Source organism: Acidisoma cellulosilyticum, assembly GCF_020621385.1.
GTDB classification, from domain to species: Bacteria; Pseudomonadota; Alphaproteobacteria; order Acetobacterales; family Acetobacteraceae; genus Acidisoma; species Acidisoma cellulosilyticum.
The window spans coordinates 260,503-277,142 of the sequence record NZ_JAESVA010000006.1; the positions used below are offsets into that span (position 1 = coordinate 260,503).

17 protein-coding genes are annotated in these 16,640 nt (G+C 61.1%); 7 read left to right on the forward strand and 10 right to left on the reverse strand.

Annotated features, from left to right (window positions below; all coding sequences use genetic code 11):
- Positions 1-11 precede the first annotated feature (11 nt).
- The gene (locus tag ACELLULO517_RS18645) at positions 12-1,499 is read left to right on the forward strand and encodes a sugar ABC transporter ATP-binding protein (RefSeq protein WP_227308931.1); all 1,488 of its coding nucleotides are present in this window, start codon (positions 12-14) and stop codon (positions 1,497-1,499) included.
- A 9-nt stretch (positions 1,500-1,508) separates the two neighbouring features.
- Positions 1,509-2,507, forward strand: coding sequence for an ABC transporter permease (locus ACELLULO517_RS18650; RefSeq protein ID WP_227308932.1), 999 nt, complete (start codon positions 1,509-1,511; stop codon positions 2,505-2,507).
- A gap of 52 nt (positions 2,508-2,559) precedes the next feature.
- Here the strand turns inward: ACELLULO517_RS18650 and ACELLULO517_RS18655 are convergent, their stop codons facing one another.
- The 10 genes from ACELLULO517_RS18655 to ACELLULO517_RS18700 all read right to left on the reverse strand — a co-directional run bounded on the left by ACELLULO517_RS18655 (position 2,560) and on the right by ACELLULO517_RS18700 (position 12,153).
- Positions 2,560-3,333: an SDR family NAD(P)-dependent oxidoreductase gene (locus ACELLULO517_RS18655; RefSeq protein WP_227308933.1), complete on the reverse strand. Its 774-nt coding sequence runs from the start codon at positions 3,331-3,333 to the stop codon at positions 2,560-2,562.
- Positions 3,334-3,423: 90 nt separating this feature from the next.
- Positions 3,424-4,746, reverse strand: coding sequence for an ABC transporter substrate-binding protein (locus tag ACELLULO517_RS18660; RefSeq protein WP_227308934.1), 1,323 nt, complete (start codon positions 4,744-4,746; stop codon positions 3,424-3,426).
- Positions 4,747-4,810: 64 nt separating this feature from the next.
- Positions 4,811-5,581: an L-iditol 2-dehydrogenase gene (locus ACELLULO517_RS18665; protein ID WP_227308935.1), complete on the reverse strand. Its 771-nt coding sequence runs from the start codon at positions 5,579-5,581 to the stop codon at positions 4,811-4,813.
- Positions 5,582-5,748: 167 nt separating this feature from the next.
- Entirely contained in the window at positions 5,749-6,717 is a 969-nt protein-coding gene (locus tag ACELLULO517_RS18670) for a sugar-binding transcriptional regulator (protein ID WP_227308936.1), read from the reverse strand.
- 86 nt (positions 6,718-6,803) lie between these two features.
- Complete coding sequence (locus ACELLULO517_RS18675) at positions 6,804-7,376, reverse strand: AAA family ATPase (RefSeq protein WP_227308937.1); 573 nt, start codon at positions 7,374-7,376, stop codon at positions 6,804-6,806.
- Entirely contained in the window at positions 7,370-8,299 is a 930-nt protein-coding gene (locus tag ACELLULO517_RS18680; RefSeq protein WP_227308938.1) for an ROK family protein, read from the reverse strand. Before ACELLULO517_RS18680 ends, ACELLULO517_RS18675 begins: the two co-directional genes overlap by 7 nt.
- Before the next feature lie 12 nt (positions 8,300-8,311).
- Positions 8,312-9,232 (reverse strand): hypothetical protein, encoded by a 921-nt coding sequence (locus ACELLULO517_RS18685; RefSeq protein ID WP_227308939.1) that lies wholly within the window; start codon positions 9,230-9,232, stop codon positions 8,312-8,314.
- Positions 9,233-9,256: 24 nt separating this feature from the next.
- A complete protein-coding gene (locus tag ACELLULO517_RS18690; protein ID WP_227308940.1) occupies positions 9,257-10,024 on the reverse strand; it encodes an ATP-binding cassette domain-containing protein in 768 nt (255 codons plus the stop codon).
- Positions 10,021-11,133 (reverse strand): ABC transporter permease, encoded by a 1,113-nt coding sequence (locus tag ACELLULO517_RS18695; protein WP_227308941.1) that lies wholly within the window; start codon positions 11,131-11,133, stop codon positions 10,021-10,023. Before ACELLULO517_RS18695 ends, ACELLULO517_RS18690 begins: the two co-directional genes overlap by 4 nt.
- Positions 11,134-11,157: 24 nt before the next feature.
- A complete protein-coding gene (locus ACELLULO517_RS18700) occupies positions 11,158-12,153 on the reverse strand; it encodes an ABC transporter substrate-binding protein (protein WP_227308942.1) in 996 nt (331 codons plus the stop codon).
- Between the two features lie 219 nt (positions 12,154-12,372).
- Between ACELLULO517_RS18700 and ACELLULO517_RS18705 the strand changes: the two genes are divergently transcribed.
- The 5 genes from ACELLULO517_RS18705 (at position 12,373) to ACELLULO517_RS18725 (ending at position 16,492) form a co-directional block, all read left to right on the forward strand.
- Positions 12,373-12,945, forward strand: a complete 573-nt coding sequence (locus ACELLULO517_RS18705; protein ID WP_227308943.1) for a histidine phosphatase family protein — start codon at positions 12,373-12,375, stop codon at positions 12,943-12,945.
- 185 nt (positions 12,946-13,130) lie between these two features.
- Positions 13,131-14,150, forward strand: a complete 1,020-nt coding sequence (locus tag ACELLULO517_RS18710; protein WP_227308944.1) for a toxic anion resistance protein — start codon at positions 13,131-13,133, stop codon at positions 14,148-14,150.
- A gap of 23 nt (positions 14,151-14,173) precedes the next feature.
- Positions 14,174-14,965: a VWA domain-containing protein gene (locus ACELLULO517_RS18715; RefSeq protein ID WP_227308945.1), complete on the forward strand. Its 792-nt coding sequence runs from the start codon at positions 14,174-14,176 to the stop codon at positions 14,963-14,965.
- A gap of 54 nt (positions 14,966-15,019) precedes the next feature.
- Positions 15,020-15,613, forward strand: coding sequence for a TerD family protein (locus ACELLULO517_RS18720; RefSeq protein WP_227308946.1), 594 nt, complete (start codon positions 15,020-15,022; stop codon positions 15,611-15,613).
- Between the two features lie 147 nt (positions 15,614-15,760).
- Positions 15,761-16,492 (forward strand): hypothetical protein, encoded by a 732-nt coding sequence (locus tag ACELLULO517_RS18725; RefSeq protein ID WP_227308947.1) that lies wholly within the window; start codon positions 15,761-15,763, stop codon positions 16,490-16,492.
- Positions 16,493-16,640 lie beyond the last annotated feature (148 nt).

The following is a 16,640-nucleotide window of genomic DNA, read 5'->3' on the forward strand; positions in this document are numbered from 1 at the left end:
CGGTTCGGTTCATGACACTGGTTGCCTCTCACCTCTTCAAGCAGTTCGGACCGACGCGCGCGGCCAGCGATGTGTCGATTACGCTGCGCACAGGCACGGTCCATGCGATCGTCGGCGAGAATGGCGCGGGCAAATCAACAACGCTCCGCATGCTGGGCGGGGCCATGCGCCCTGACAGCGGCGAGATGACCTTGGACGGTGCAACTTACGCACCGCAATCCATCGGTGATGCGACAGCACGCGGCGTGGCGCTGGTCCATCAGGAAATCACCATCAATCGATCCCTGACCATCGCCGAGAATATCTTCATCGGCAATCTGCGCGGCTATGCGCGGGCCTTCGGCATCATCAAGCGGAAGCGCATGGCCGAAGTCGCGCAGGCCGCACTCGATCGGATCGGCGTCAAGATCTCGGTCACGACGAATATCGATCGCCTCAATCTCGGGGAACTCAAATGCATCGAGATCGCGCGCGCGATCTCCTCGGACCCGAAAACGCTGCTGCTCGACGAATCCACGGCCTATCTCGATCATCGGGAAGTCGATGCCGTCCTCAAGGTCATGCGGGAACTGAAATCCCAAGGCATGACCATCGGTTTCGTCTCGCATCATCTCAGCGAAGTGCTGGCCGCCGCCGATGACCTGACAATCCTCAAGGACGGTCAATTCGTCGGCTCTTTCCGCGCGGCTGAAATCGAGGCGAATGAAATTCATCGCCTGATGGTCGGGCGCGACCTCTCGCTCGGCACTTATCCGCCGCGCCCCCCACAAGCGGATCTGTCCGCCCCGGCCGTGATGCGCGTCGATAGGGTCGCTGTCGGGCGCGAGCTGAACGATTTCAGTGTGGACATCCGGCGCGGCGAAATTCTCGGCCTCGCCGGTCTGAAAGGCGCCGGCGCGGAAGCGCTGTTCGCCGGCATCGTCGGTGACGAGCCGCTACGCCATGGATCGATCGAGATGGCGGGACAGCCCTATCATCCCGGCAATCCGCGCCACGCCTGGAAGAATGGCATCGCCCATCTGCCTGGCGATCGCGGCAATGAGGGCCTGATCGCGGGATTCACCGTGCTCGACAATCTGGTCATGGCCCGGCCGCCGACGCGGGGGCCGTTCTTCGACAAAACCCGCGCAAGATCGATGTCCAACGATCTGATCAAGCTGATCGGCATCCGCACCGCCAGCGCGGATGCGCCTTGCCGCTCTCTTTCGGGTGGCAATATGCAGAAGGTCGTGCTTGGCAAATGCCTTGCGGTCGGGCCGGAGCTTCTGCTGCTCAATAACCCGACCCGTGGCGTCGATGTCGGTGCCCGCGTCGAAATCTATCGGCTCATCCGGCGGAAGGCGGCGGAAGGTCTCGCCATCATTCTATCGTCGGAAGACATGCCCGAACTCATCGGCATGTCGGACCGTCTTATCGTTCTGCGGCAAGGTGTGGTGGCGCGGGAATTCCCCGTAGCGGCCGATGTCGAAGAGCATGACGTCGTCAAGTATATGACCTGAGGCAGCAAGATGAACGAAGCAGGTAACGTGACCGCCGCCGGTGATCCGGTCATCAAAGGCCCTCGCCGGAATATTCCGCGGGTCGATCAGCTTCGGCGTGGGTTTCCGTTGATTTTTCTGGTGCTGCTGATCGCCGTTTTCACGATCATGTCGCCGCGCTTCCTGTCGCTGGACAATCTATCGACGGTCCTGGAGCAAGGCACGGTCCTGCTCGTTGCCGCGCTGGGCATGACCTTTATCATCATGGCCGGGTCCATCGATATCTCGGTCGGCGCCATTGTCGCTGTCTCGGCTTTGGTCGCAGCCCTCACCGCCGATAGTCTCGGCGTCTGGGCCATCATCCCCGCCGTGGCGGCGGGGGCGCTGTGCGGGCTTATCAACGGCCTGCTTCTGGCCGTGGGCAAGGTGCCCTCCTTTATCGCGACCATGGGAACGATGGTCGTCTATCGCGGCCTGGTTCTGTATTTCACGCGCGGCGCGCCGGTCTCGATCGATGATGACGGTTTTCTCTGGACCTATTCCGATTATTCCTGGGGCATCCCGCATTCCGTCATGATCGGCCTGGCCTTGGCTGTCCTGGCCTGGTGTATCATCAATTATACGGTCTTCGGCCGTGAGGTCAGGGCCATCGGCGGCGGGGAGCGCGTGTCGATACTGACCGGAATCGCTGTCACGCGCGTCAAGATATTCATGTTCGTGCTGCTGGGCGCCTTGGCCGGCATGGCCGGCTTGCTGCAGGGGGCGCGGACCATGGCTGCCACCTCGCAGCTTGGCCTCGGCCTCGAATTGGATGTCATCGCGGCCGTCGTGGTCGGCGGCACGCCATTGACGGGCGGCCTCGGCAGCATCGTCAATACCATGCTCGGCGTGCTGATCATCACGCTGCTCTCCAGCGGCATGAACATGGCGGGGGTAGACCCCTACCTGCAGAACATCATCAAGGGCATTGTCTTGATCTGCGCTGTCTTCGTCACCATCGATCGCAAGAAGATCGGCATCATCAAGTAAGCCTGGCCGAGCGCTGTCCTGTCAGGTGGCGCTCGGCCCGCGACAGCCTGTCTCACCAAATCGTATAGCCGCAGTCGACGGGGACCACCGCGCCGGTCATCGCGCTGGATGCGTCGCCCGCAAGAAAGAGAATGACCGAGGCTATTTCGTCAGCCCTTGCCACACGGCCCATCGGGGTCATGTCCATCCAGATCGGGAAGACCGCCGGATTGCCGAAACTGCCGCTGGACATGGGGGTATCGACGTAAGTCGGCGCCACGCTATTCACCCTGACCCCGCGTGCCGCCCATTCCCCCGCCAAGGACTTCGTCAGATGATGGACACCGGCCTTGGCGGAATTGTAATGCGCCTGGCGCTGCGGCTTGTTTGAAATCAAGCCGGAGATGGACCCCAAAGTGATGATGGAGCCGCGGCCGCGTGCCAGCATGGCCGTCCCGAAGGCGCGGCAGCACCAGAATACACCGTTCAAATCGACATCGACGATCCGGCGCCAGACGTCATCCTGAATGGCTTCGGCCGCCGTATCCGGCGACGTGATGCCGGCGCTCGCCACCAGAATCTCCACCGGACCATGACGGGCCTCGATCTCGCGCGCGATCGCGGAGACCGCATCAGGGTCGGATACATCCAGGATCTGCGTCTCCACGACATATCCTTTGTCGGCCAAGGACTGTCGGGCGAGTTCCAGCATCTCGGCGTTGCGGTCCCCGATGATGACCTTGGCACCGGCTTCGCTCAGGGCCTCGGCGGCAGCCAGGCCGATGCCACCACCGCCACCGGTCACGAAGGCAAGCCGACCGTCCAGCCGGGACTTATCCATATACATCGAGGAAGGCTCCGTTCTGCTCATGACAAGCACCATCGCTTAGCTTGATCAGCCGGACGGGCCATGCGCGCGTCCGGCTGAGGGAGATCGCTATTTCAAGTAGTTCGCCTGCTGCATCGCCGATACCGTCTGGGCTTGGGCCGCGGATAGCGCGGCCGCGACCGTTTCCCGTCCGGCGAGTGCCGCCGCAATATCCTGGCTGACGGTCGTGCCGATGGCCTGGAATTCCGGAATGGCGACAAACTGAATCCCCGTATAGGGCACGGGATTTTCGGTCGGATGCGCGGGATCCGCCGACAGGATCGCTTTCAGCACCATGCCCGCGAATGGCGCTGCCTTTTGATAGTTCGGATTATCATAGGTGGATTGCCGCGTTCCCGGAGGTGCCGCCACCCAACCCGCTGTCGTCCCGACCAAATTGACATAGTCCTTGGACGTCGCCCATTGAACGAAGGACTTCGCGGCGTCCAGATGATGCGTCGTCGCCGGAATAGCGAGTGACCAAGCCCAGAACCAGGCGGCCCCTTTCGGCGTGACATCGACCGGCGCCTGGGCGAAGGCCAAGACACCCCCGACTTTCGAGGTCTCCTTATTATACAACCGGCCCGCCGCCGAGGTCGCGTCCACCCAGATCGCGCAATGTCCGGTCGCGAACAGCGCCTGATTCTCATTGAATCCGTTTGACGTGGCACCCGGCGGCCCGTCGCGACGCAGAAGGTCGACGTAGAAGCTGACCGCCTTCTCCCAAGGCTGGGACGTCAGCTGCGGCTGCCAGGACATATCGAACCAGCTGCCGCCGAAGGTATTTGCCATGGTGGTGATGATACCCATGCTTTCACCCCAGCCCGGCTTGCCGCGTAGACAAATGCCATAAACGCCTTTCGACCGGTCCGTCAGCTTATCGGCCAAGCCCGCCACCTGGTTCCAGGTCGGATGCTCCGGCATCACCAGACCCGCCTGTTTGAACAGATCGCTGCGATATAAGGTGAAGGAACTCTCCGCATAGAAAGGCGCGGCATATAGCGTGCCGTTGACGGACAGCCCGTTTCTCAGCGAGGGAAACAGGTCCGCGTAGTCATAGCTTTTGTCGAAATCGTTCAAGGGCGACAGCCAGCCCAGCTTTCCCCAAATCGGCGTCTCGTAAGCGCCGATCGTAATGACATCGAACTCCCCGCCCTTCGTGGCGATATCGGTCGTCACCCGCTGACGTAGGACATTCTCTTCAAGAACGACCCAGTTGATCTTGTTGCCTGTGGCCTTTTCCCATTGCGGTGACAACCGCTTCATGATGATCATGTCATCATTATTGACGGTCGCGATCGTAATCGTCGCCGCCGAAACCGCCGGGGCACCGGCCAGCAGGCCAGCCAGCAGCACACCCACCTTTCCGGTGGATTTCCAAAATGATCTCACAATGTTTCCTCTCTTGACGGGTCTTTTGAATTTGCCCGAGGTTTATCGATAATCTAGGAGGGAATCACGCCATCCAGTTGCCACCGTCGACACCATAGGTTTGTGCCACGATGTAGTCCGCGTCATCACTCGCCAGAAAGGCGGCCAAGGAGGCGATTTCCTCAGGCTTGCCCATTCGCCCGAATGGAACCGCCTGCGAAACCTGACGTTTGTTTTCTCCAATCGGGATATTCATATATTTTGCGCAGAGAGAGTCAACAAAATCATACATTGGCGTATCAATCACACCCGGCGCGATCGCGTTGACATTGATGCCGTGCTTGATCAACGCCAGACCCGCGCTCTGCGTCAGGCTTATGACGGCCGCTTTGGACGCGCAATAGACCGACACCAGGGGCTCCCCTCGCCGACCCGCCTGCGACGCCAGGTTGATGATTTTGCCGCCGTCGCCCTGCGCGATCATGCGTTTGGCGGCCGCCTGCATCATAAACAGAAGGCCGGACACATTGACGGAGAATACTCTCTCGTAACTCTCCGGCGTCACCTCCAAAAACGGCAGCAGATCGAATTGTCCGGCGCTATTGACCAGAACATCGATGCGCCCGGCGCGTCCGACCACTCGCTCAGTGGCAGCCGATATCGACTCCTGCGATGTAACATCAAGTTCAACGGCGAAGGACTTGCCGCCAAGCGCCGTGCAGGCGGCCTGCGCATCGTCCAACCGCCGATCCGCGATGACGACAGTCAGACCCTCCTCGGCAAGCCGCTGCGCGATCGCGCGCCCTATGCCGCTGGCGCCACCCGTCACAACCGCAACCTTGCTGCGAAATTTCATTGTCTTGCTTCCAAGAATGACCGGCGTTCGACGCCAGGTTATTTTTCTTTTGTCTTGGCGCCGCGCGTGATTATTCGGCCGCGACGCACGAAATTATATCGCTATTCGGAAGATCGCCGGTTCTGGCCTTGTTTTTTTGATGTCCTTTCTCAGTCGATATCGATCGTTCAGACTTTCGCCGCGCCAATGCTCTCCGCCTCAAGCCTGACGAGAATGGCCTCCGCCGTCGCGGTATCCGTGACCAGGGCATTGATCAGGCGCGCACGCACGGCCCCGATAATGGCCGTCGCCTTGGCCGCCGAGGCCGCCACGCCGATGGTCAGCGGAATCGCTCTCATCTGCTCCACCGATACCGCGATCAGCCGGTCATCCCCTTCCCAGGGAATAATCTGCCCGTCGGCGTCGAAGTAATGCCGAATGACGTCACCCGCCGCATTCGCCAAGGCACGCTCGCTGGACGTCGCCGCACCGGCATGGATCGGGTCGACGGCATGGGGCAGTCCAACACCCACCAGCGCGACATTGATCCGGTCCCATAGCGCGACCTGATCGCGGATCGTCGGGTCGCTCATGAAAGCATCCCGGCTCTCGGGCGAGGGCAGATAAGGCGCATGGATGAAATGCGGCATGCCCCCGGTCTGCTCGGCGGCGAGCCGGACGAATTCGTTGATCTGAAAATGCGCCGCCGCCTGCTGCATGCCGCCCGTGGCGGGAACCGTGATCAGACCTGGAAATTTCGGAAGGCCGGCGCGAATGGTTTCCCGAACCGCGCGCCCCCAGCCGACCGCCAGAACGGACCCCTGCCCCACCTGCTCGTCACGCAGCATGGCACCGACCGGCCCGGCCAAGGCCGACAGAACGGTGACATCCGGTGCATTGACAATGGCCACACGCTTCAGCCCCAAGGCAAGCTTGATCTGCCCCGACGTCTCCTCCGCCGTCGCATAGTCCCGGATCTCGATCCGCACGATACCCTCCTCGCGGGCGCGGCGGATCAGGCGAGACACGGTGGCGGTAGACAGGCCCAGACGGCGCGCAATCTCCACCTGCGACAAATCCGATTCGTAATGGAGACGCGCGACCGTATGCAGCAAAGCCCGGCTCGTCGTCTTGTCCGTTGTCGCAGGCCTGGCCAAATGGGTGCTCCGTCCAGAGGGTCCCCAATCTATGCCCGAAATTTCCATGTCTTGCGAGACTGCCGCAAAATCGTGCAGAGCTTCCATCAGATCGCCGGCAGGACAGAATGCGCGGTAGTTCTTTCAATCGGTAGCAGCTCTTTCACCGCCCGCACCAGCCATGCGGTATCAACCGCTTTCTCCGTGTCCAACTGAATAACCGGCGACAGACCGATAGGCTGAGCGCGCTCCGCCAAAGCCCTCAGCTCCGGCGCGTATTCCGGCCCCAGATGTCCGGCATGGCGTCGCTCGCACCGATCCAGATAGCGCCGTTCGATGACCCTGGGATCGGTATGGCACCATAGCTCACAGGCAATCACGGCCTTGGCCGCCTTCACATGCTCCGTCAGAAATTCGACCGGCTGAAAACCGAACCAGGCATCGATCACAACGACGCTGCCCGGCGGAAACGCGCCGACCAAGGCCCAGATCGCCGCAAAACTCGCGCGGCCCATCGTCCGGTTATACAGACGGTCGCCCGCCCCCAGCTCACCGAACAGCGCCTCCTTGACCGTGTCGAGGCCCAGAAGCGGCGCACCAAGTGCGCGTGAGATGTCGCGGGAAACCGTGCTTTTCCCGCTGGCGGGAACGCCGTTCACCAGAATGGCGGAGGTCAGCATGCCGCGGCCTCACCAACCTGTGTCGCCGCGAATGCGAGCGCGCAGAGGCCCGCCCCGATCATGCCGGCATCATCGCCCAGAATCGCGGCCCGGATCGGACGTTGGAACCATTCGGAGTTGAAAGGCGCGTAATCCAGCGCCGCAAAGGCCTCCGCGCCCAGGCCGCCGCCGAGGACGATCAGATCGGGGTCGATGGCCGCGATCAAAGTCTCGATGGCACAGCGCAGCGGCCCGGCCCATTGCCGCAGGACGGTCAAGGCCAAGGCATCCCCTGCGCGGCCGCGCTGCAATAGCTCCGCCGCTCTCATCCCTTCGGGCAGGCCCGCTTCCCTGACTAGCCGACCGAGGGCGGATCCTGAACTGGTCGTCTCCACGCAGCCATAGCGGCCGCATTTACACAATGCACCGCCGGTGGCGTGGACCGTGATATGGCCCAGCTGACCGGCAAAGGAATGGCCCTGGACGGGTTTGCCGCCCATCGCGCAGGCACCACCTATCCCGGTCCCGATCGTCAGCAGCACCACGTTGGAGAAGCCCTGGGCGGCGCCGATGGCCATCTCCGCCCGCAGGGCCATGGCCGCGTCATTGTCCAGCCGCACCACGCGGCCCATTTCACCGCCCAGCAACTCCGGGATCGGCAGTTCCGCGATATCGAGATAGCCGGCCGATACCGCGCGGTTGCGCTGCACGTCGACCCGGCCGGGCAGACCAATCCCCACCGGACCGGAGGAGGACTGGTCCAATAGCCCGACGATCGTCTCGATCCTTTGCGCGAAGCCCTGCCGATCGGTGATGACCCGTTCATAGATCGGGGTCGAAATCCGACCGTCCTCATCGATCAAAGCGGCGCGCAGGTTAGTCCCGCCGACATCGATGCCGACAGCCTGACGACGCCCTTCGGCCTTTCGCGCAATAAGATTCATGACGGCCTCCGCTTACGCCGCTTTCGCTTGCGGCTTGGTCGCGGCGGCAACAGCCGCGCGCAGTTCCAACAGGCGCGGCACGGCGATCGTCGTCAACCGCTCAGCGGTCACGGCAGAATCGAGCGAAATGCAATCTTTCCACAGCGACCGGCCGGCGATGATGCCGGACGCGCCATTCGCCATGGCGATCTCCACCTGCTTGATGAAGGTCTCATGGTTGACGCCGGCGGACAGCACCGCCCAGGGAACCTCGCCGCAGAGTTTCGTGATCTGCGCGCAGGCCTCTGCCGTTCCGGGATAAGGCATCTTCAGCACCTTGCTGCCGCATTCCAGCGCCAGACGCGTGCACTCGACGATGATCGACGGGAACTTGGCGGCATAATCCGCGTCCGCCTCTCCCGGCATTTGATAGGTCAGGATTTCCACGACCAGAAGCAGGTCTTCCTTCGCGAAATCCGCCACGCAGTCGCGGATGATCTTCAGATTATACGCGTTGGCGCCTGCGATGTCGGGGCGCAGATAGACCATCAGCTTGGCACCCGTTCCGCCCATTTCACGCACCCGCCGCGCATCGACGCCGGGGCAAAGCTTCGACAGCTGAAAGCCTTCGGGCGAGGTGTCCCAGCCAGATTCGTCCAGACCGATCAGCAGCCCGGTCGAGCGCGCCAAAGTGCCTTCCTCTACCACGCCCGGAACCGCACAGACGGGATCGAGAAGAATGCAGGATGCCGCCGCATTGGCGAGGTAGCGCGCGATATCGCCCTTGACCTTTCCAAGCGTGGCCGTGCTGATCTTGGCCTGGTCGGTGGGATCCTTGGCCAGAAGCTTCCTCATGCCGCCGCGCTGATCGGCGGCGACCACCAGCATGAAACCTTCGGCATCGCAAATCTGCTGATAGCCACGACGCTCGGCCGTTGTCATTTTCACAGTCATGGAACTCTCCTTTTGGCTAGCGCGCTAGCCGATCATCATGGAAACGACATCACGCGGCGTCGTTTCAGAAATTTTGATATCCGCCACGGCACGGCCACGGCGCATCACGAAGGCGCGGTCCGCCACTTCGAAAACGTCCTGCATATTGTGGCTGATGACGATGACGGGGACATTTCTGGATTTCAGGTTGCGGATAAGATCCAGAACCTTCTTCTGCTCGGGCACGCCCAAAGCCGCCGTCGGCTCATCCAGGATCATCAGCTTCGCTTTCCAGTAGACAGCGCGACTGATGGCGACAGCCTGACGCTGCCCGCCCGACATCGTGCGCACCGGCGCGTCAAGGTCGCGGATCCGGATATGCATGTCATCCAGAACCTTCTTGGCCTCGCGCTTCATCCGGGCCTGATCAAGCTCGCGAAACAGGCCCAGGCGCTTATATTCAAGCTCACGGCCCAGGAAGATGTTCTCGGCAGCGCCAAGATTGTCGCAAAGGGCCAGGTCCTGGAACACGGTTTCGATACCCTGATCGCGAACGTCCATCGGCGAACTGGCGCGCAATTCCCGACCGCCCAGCATCACGCGGCCGCTGTCCGGCGGAAACACGCCGGAGATCACCTTCACAAGCGTTGACTTGCCGGCACCGTTATCGCCCAGAAGGGCCACGACTTCGCCGGCACCGATGGTGAAATCCACCTCGCTGAGCGCGACCAGACCGCCGAACCGCTTCCCGATGCCCTGACATTGCAGGATCGGCGTCGGCGCTTCGGGCGCCATCTTCAAAGCTGCGCTCATCGGATTATCCTCGCCTTTGCCTGGTCCATGAGAACCGCCAGGATGATGACTACGCCGACGGCCGCATATTGCCAGAAGGGGTCAATGCCTTCGATGATCAGGCCGTTCTGCAGCACTGAGATAATGAGGGCGCCGACGACGGTGCCGAGGATTTTGCCCTCACCGCCGAAAAGGGAGGCGCCGCCAATGACGATCGCTGCGATGGAAGACAGCATCAGCGCGTCACCGGCATTGGCAACCCCGCCCGAATAGCGCAGCACGTATAGAAATCCGGCCAGTCCCGCGAAAAGTGACGACATCATATAGATGCGGAAGATCTGCTTATTGACGGGAATACCGGCGCGGGATGCGGCTTTGGCATTGCCGCCCACGGCATAAAGGTGACGCCCGAATTTGGTGCGCGCCAGAACCCAGGCGCAGACCAGCGTGATCACCGCCAGATAGATGACCGGCAGGGGCAGAAAACCTGAGACATGCCGCAGCGCGATTCCCGTTATTCCTGGTGGCGGCGAGAAGAAATGGAACCCGGCCTTCGGGTGATAGTAAAGCACGAAGCCATTGCCCAGAAATCCAAGCGCGTTTGAATTGACGCTGACCGGCGGGCCGCCCGACAGGACATAGGCGACACCCTGCGCAATGCCGAGCGTGCCGAGCGTCGCGATGAAGGGTGGCACTTTCAGCCTGGACACCAGCAGACCGTTGATCGATCCTGCAATCACACCGACCACCAAGGCCACGGCGAGACCGGCCAGGATCATGACGACAAGCGGTTGCCCTGTCAGCTTCTGCATCGCCAAAGCCGAACAGACGCTGGCCAGACCCATGACGAATCCGACCGAGAGGTCGATACCGCCTGAGAGAATGACAAAGGTCTGCCCCAATGCCAGTACGAGCAGGACCGCCATATTGGTCCCGAGCGACTGGAAGTTGAACAGATTGCAAAAGCCGGGAGCGGCGATCGAAAAGAAGATGACCAGGAGAAGGAGGAACAGCCAAGCCCAAAGATTGCTCAGGATCTTCATCGCGCTGGAGCGCGTGAAATCATCCTGCTGCAGGGCTTTTTTGGCGCGAGCCTCGGAAACTCCCTTCGAGAAGACCTGCATGTTCATGGTCCTGTCCTCCGTCGGTTGTTGTTACGAGCCCGAATTCGTCCTGTAGATGGCGGCCTGGGCCGCTTGCGTATCGACGTTTTCACGCGTAATCGTCACGAAAGGAACGAAACTGTTCTTGGGGCTGACGGTCTTGCTTTCCAGCGCGTCGAAGGCGTCCTTGACCGCCGTGGCACCGATCAGCGCCGGCTGTTGCGCGATCACAAGGTCGATGGTCTTGTCTTTAAGCGCGTTGATCGCTTCCTGCGGCGCGTCGAAACTCGCGATCTTCACGGCGCCCTGCAGATTTGCGGTCTTGATGGCCGCGGCCGCGCCTTCCGCACTGAAGGTATTGCCGCCGAATATGCCTGCGATATCCGGGTTCCTCTGCAGAACCGCCTGGGTATCATTGCTCGCGATGGCGGAATTGGATTGTGTATAGTCGACACCTGCCAGACCGACGCCTGGGCCCGCTTCCTTGATAGCCTCCTTGCAGCCGTCGCGCCGCTTGGTGTCGGATACGACATTGGGTGTCGAGACAAGGATATAGACCTTGCCCTTGCCGCCCATGGCTTTGATCAAGGCCGTGCAGGCAAGCTTACCGCCGGCAAAATTATCGGATGAAATTCCCGCGACCGGAAAAGTGACCGATCCCTTTGTATAGTCACCGTCACCCAGCGTGGTATCGGCGGTCACGACCGGAATGCCACGGGTATTGGCGGTTTGCAGGGACGCGATCATCGCCTGCGGATCATTGGGCACAACGACCAGGGCATCGACATTGCGCGCGACCATCGCGTCGATGATGGGGGACTGCAGCGCCGGATTCCATTGCGAGGGGCCATCGGCCACCAGCTTCACGCCGAGCTTCGCTGCCTCCTCGCGCGCACCACGCTCCATCGTCATGTAGAACGGGTCGCCCTTGATGCCGTAGATCAGCGCGATCGTTGCCCCTTTCGCACTATCCGCATGGGCAGCCGGCAGAGCTATCACGCTGGAGCAAGCCAAAACGGTACTAGCCAGCAAGGCCGATATTCTCATTCCTGTTCTCCCATTCCTCATTGGCCCATCCTCCGAATTGCTCCGGGGCGAGCGCCTTGGGAGAAGAGAAACATATTTCAGGAATATATTGCAAACACCAAAGACTGCGAATTTTGCATGGAAGACCCGCTTTTAACGCTGATCTTACGACGCCTGAGGCAATCTCGGTTCGACTGTCCCAGCGTTGTGCGCGCGATGCCGCTCCCCTAGGTTGCCGGCATGAACACAAGTCGCATTCTACTGATCCGCCACGGCCAGTCCGCCTTCAATGCGGCCTATGAAGAGACCGGCCGGGATCCCCTGCTGTTTGATGCCCGGCTGACCGCCAAAGGCGAAGCGCAGGTCCTGGCAGCCCGGGAATTGCTGAAGGACGAGGATTTCGATCTGGTGGTCGCATCGCCGCTGACCCGGGCCTTGCAGACCGCTTTCGGCATATTCGAAGGACATCGGTCCAATCCGCATTTTGCCATCGAGGCGCTGCATCGCGAACATCTGGAAAGCAGCTGCGATGTCGGCCGGTCCCCGTCCTTGCTGCTGGCCGAGTTTCCCACCCTGGAATTCGGCCATCTCTCGGAAACCTGGTGGCATGTTGAGGGTGAGCCGCATGAATTCGGCTGGCATATCGAGCCTCCGGAATCCCTCAGCGAGCGTATTGCGCTCTTCCGCGCGTTTCTGGCCGCCAGACCGGAACAGCGGATCGCCGTCGTCGGTCATGGGACATTTTTTTACCATCTGACGGGCAGCTTTCTTCCGAACTGCGGCATGATCGAACTGGATCTCGATGCAAGGTGACCGCTGTCTATGTGAACTTTTGACACCGCGCGGCCAGTGATAACGCAACCTCACGCGGTCCGACTCCCGGTGCCGGACGCGCGATATTGTGAAGTGTCAATCACGTCAGGGTGAGGCAGTGAACGGGTAAGGGTGAGTAAGCGAAGCAGACAAGGAACCGCCATGGAACGCCCGGGGGAAGGCCAGTGACCGGTACAATCGACGTCAAGCCGCTTTTTGATGACACGCCCTTATCGGTGACCGCCAAGGCAGGTATCCCGACCGATGCAGATATTTCGGCCCTCGGTGCTCGCAGCCGCAATATTTATGATGGGGCAACAAAGCGGATCCTGCAGGCCCATAAGACCGTCGATCTCGGCACCATGGGGGTCAAGCTCAATGGTCTCATCGCAGTCGCCAAGGGCATGGACATCAAGAATGGCGGCCGTCAAAGCCTTTTCGAAAAAGCGACCGGTTTCTTTCGCAATGAGCGCGAGCGGATCATTGCCCATGTCGCAAATGTCCAGCAACGACTGGATGCCCTGATGAAAGAAGTCGAGGATATGGTCGCGGCGGAGCGCGACCATATCAAGACGCTGACCGATCTGCAGCTTGCCAATTTGGATTATCATCAGGATATGAAGGAAGCGGCGGCCACCGCAGAGGCATGGCTGGCGGCCGCCCAGGCGGCGCTCGCCGCCCCGCCCGACCCTGCGGACGAAATGGCCGCGGCCAGACGGGCGGCTCTCCAGCAGCTGACGGCTCGGCTTGAGCGCACAATCAACGATTTTCGTAATGCGATGACGCTGGCGAAACAGGAAGCGCTGACCATCACGCAGGAACAAGGTAATGCGCAGATTCTGATCGATGAGTTCGAGCGCGCGCAGACGATCGTGCTGCCCGCGCTCCGCAGCATCGTGGGTCAGGAGCTGATCCAGATCGACCAGAAGCACGCGGCGGAGACCGACGCGATGCTGCGATCGACCCTGGATGACGCCTTGCGTATTCAGGCGCAGATGACAGGCGACAATGCCGTTCGACTGAGCCAGCTGCAGCAGTCCTCGGCCATCAATACCGCAACGCTGATCGACTGCGAAACCATTCTCGAACAGGCTGCGCTGCGCGTAAAGGCAATCCAGGAGGAAGGCCGCAAAGCCCGCCTTCAGGATGCAACCAACCGCAGCGAGGTCGAGCGTCGCCTTCTCGCCCGCCTGGGCGAAGGCTAACTTTCCGATCAAAGGACCGTCCGATGGCCATCGACCTCCATAAGAAGGCGGAGCGCGCCGGCATCTGCCTCAAGAAGCAAGGTATCGGCAATCCACCCCATGTCCGCGTTGGTCTGATGATGGATATCTCAGGATCCATGCGGCATCTCTACCAGGACGGTGTCGTGCAGGAGGCGATCAACCATGTGCTTGGCCTCGCCATGAATTTCGACCCGACCCACCATCTCGATGTCTGGGTGTTCGACCATAAGCATGCGCAGTTGCCGGTGGCGGCGACGCCGCGCAATTTCCACGACTACGTGAACCGCCAGATCCTGACGGAAGACGCCATCCCAAAATGGGGCACCACCTGCTATGCGGGGGCCATGCACCAGTTGCAGGACCATTATTTCGGGCGGCATGCAGACCATGCCGCGCATCTGGACGGGCGTGAGGAAGGCCATCATGGCCTGCTCTCCCGCTTGTTCCATCGGCACGGTCAGGGTGATGACGCCGAAGGGCGCGACGGTGTTCGGAATTTCGATGCCGAAGCCCGTAAGCTGCCGGTTCTCGCGGTCATGATCACCGACGGCGATAACGAGGATCACGCGGCGGCGGAGCGCGCCATCCGGCGCTCTGCGCCCTACCCGGTCTTCTGGTCGCTGGTCGGTATCGGCGACCACGCTTTCCGGTTCCTGAAACAGATGGACCGGGAATTCGACGACGCGGAATTCGTCGATCTTGAGGATCTGCGGATCACCGACGATGCCCTTTATGCCGAGCTTGTCAGCCCGAAACTGGCAAGCTGGTTGAAGCAGCATCCGCCGCGCGCCTGAACCACTGATGCCCATGCTCCGCTGTCCCTTTCAGCACCTTTCGGAAAGCCGATCATGATCAATCTCAAAAAGGGCGAGGGCATCAATCTGTCCAAGGCCCATCCGAATACGACCCGCTTCATAGCCGATCTTACCTGGGATCCAAGTCCGGTCGCGACACAGCGCGTGGAAATGGAAATCGTTTGTTTTCTCCTCACGCAACAGGATGACGGAAGCCGCAAATGCGCGGCGGATGAGGATTTCGTGTTTTACAACAACCTCAAGGATCCCACCGGCTCCGTCACCCATAACCCCGATGACTGGCAGCATGGGGACGACACACTTCGGCTCGACCTCGCCAAGCTCAGCCAACGGAACCCCGACATTACCGAGATCTCGGTAATCGCCGAAATCTATGAGGGTATCGACCGCCGGCAGGATTTCGGCCATGTGAACCATGCGACCGTGAAGGTGATCGACGCGGACAGTAAAACGGATATCGCCCAATTCCGACTGACCGAGGAAGATGCGCAATTCACCGCCGTGCAACTCGGGTCTTTCGTTCAGGAAGGGGGCGAGTGGCATTTCAAGGCGGTCGGCAAAGGCTACCTGAAAGGGCTGGAGGCCTTCGTGATCGCCTATGGATTGCAGGTCGGGACGCCGGAATAACCTGGCGTCAGCCCGGTCTGGCGCTAAAGTCGTGCTGGCTGGCGGCGTGCGGAGCGGAAGGCAATGGTCGACCCCAAACCCCTGTTCGACGATGACAACACAGGGCCGCCCCTTGTCGCCCCGAAAGCTGCCGGGCATGCACCTGTCATGCCGACGCTTCTTGACCTTGATGCCATTCCAGACCGACCACGGACGGCAGACGCCTATTCGGTCCATGCGATCGATGAGGATCCGCTGGTGTCGGTCGCCTTGGCTCGCGGGGTACGGCTTTTCCCCGCTCTGATGCTAAGCCAAGCTCATCTCGTCCGCAACCTGCTCGGTGATTTGATCCCGCTCGACTTTGCGCGCTTGTCCGGCTTCGGGCGCGACACGCTCGACCGCTCGGCACGGCTGACGATCGCCATCGCGGCGCTGAACGAGCGATTCCACGCGCTCGATCTGGAACCGCTCATCGGTGGCATCATCAATCACGCGAAAGCGCATGCCGCTGGCAATAGGAAAGCCGGTCTGAGAGCGCTTCTGGCAGGTGTTATGCCGTTCGATCCGCGCCAGGCCCGCACAAGTCTGGATGCCGCCCGCAGCCTGGCCGAAGGCCTGCTGCAGGAGGTCGCTACCTGCGCAAAGGACATTCACCGCCTGGATCGCATCATGAGAACAGAAGCCGCCGCACTTGCCATCCTCAATGATCTCGCGGATCATGGCTCCATGGGCGATCTGCTCAACCGACGTTCTGGTCTGATCGACGCAGCCAATCAGGAAATCACCATTGCCGGCCAGCAGGCTGAGACGCTCCGGCTATTGGCTGAGCAATGGATCATGCGCATCGATGAAACGCGGGACGCGACCCTGCCGGCTCTGGGCTTTGCCGCCAGCCTATAAGGATTGCGCAGCCCTCACGGTGAATCTCTGCTAAATGCCGGGACTAAACACCTCTCATGTTCGCCACTTCAAGCTGCAGGCACGGTAAATCTGCGCCCGTATGACAGGCTGTTCAGCGTTGCCGCGGCTGGGTAAGGCAGGAGGCACG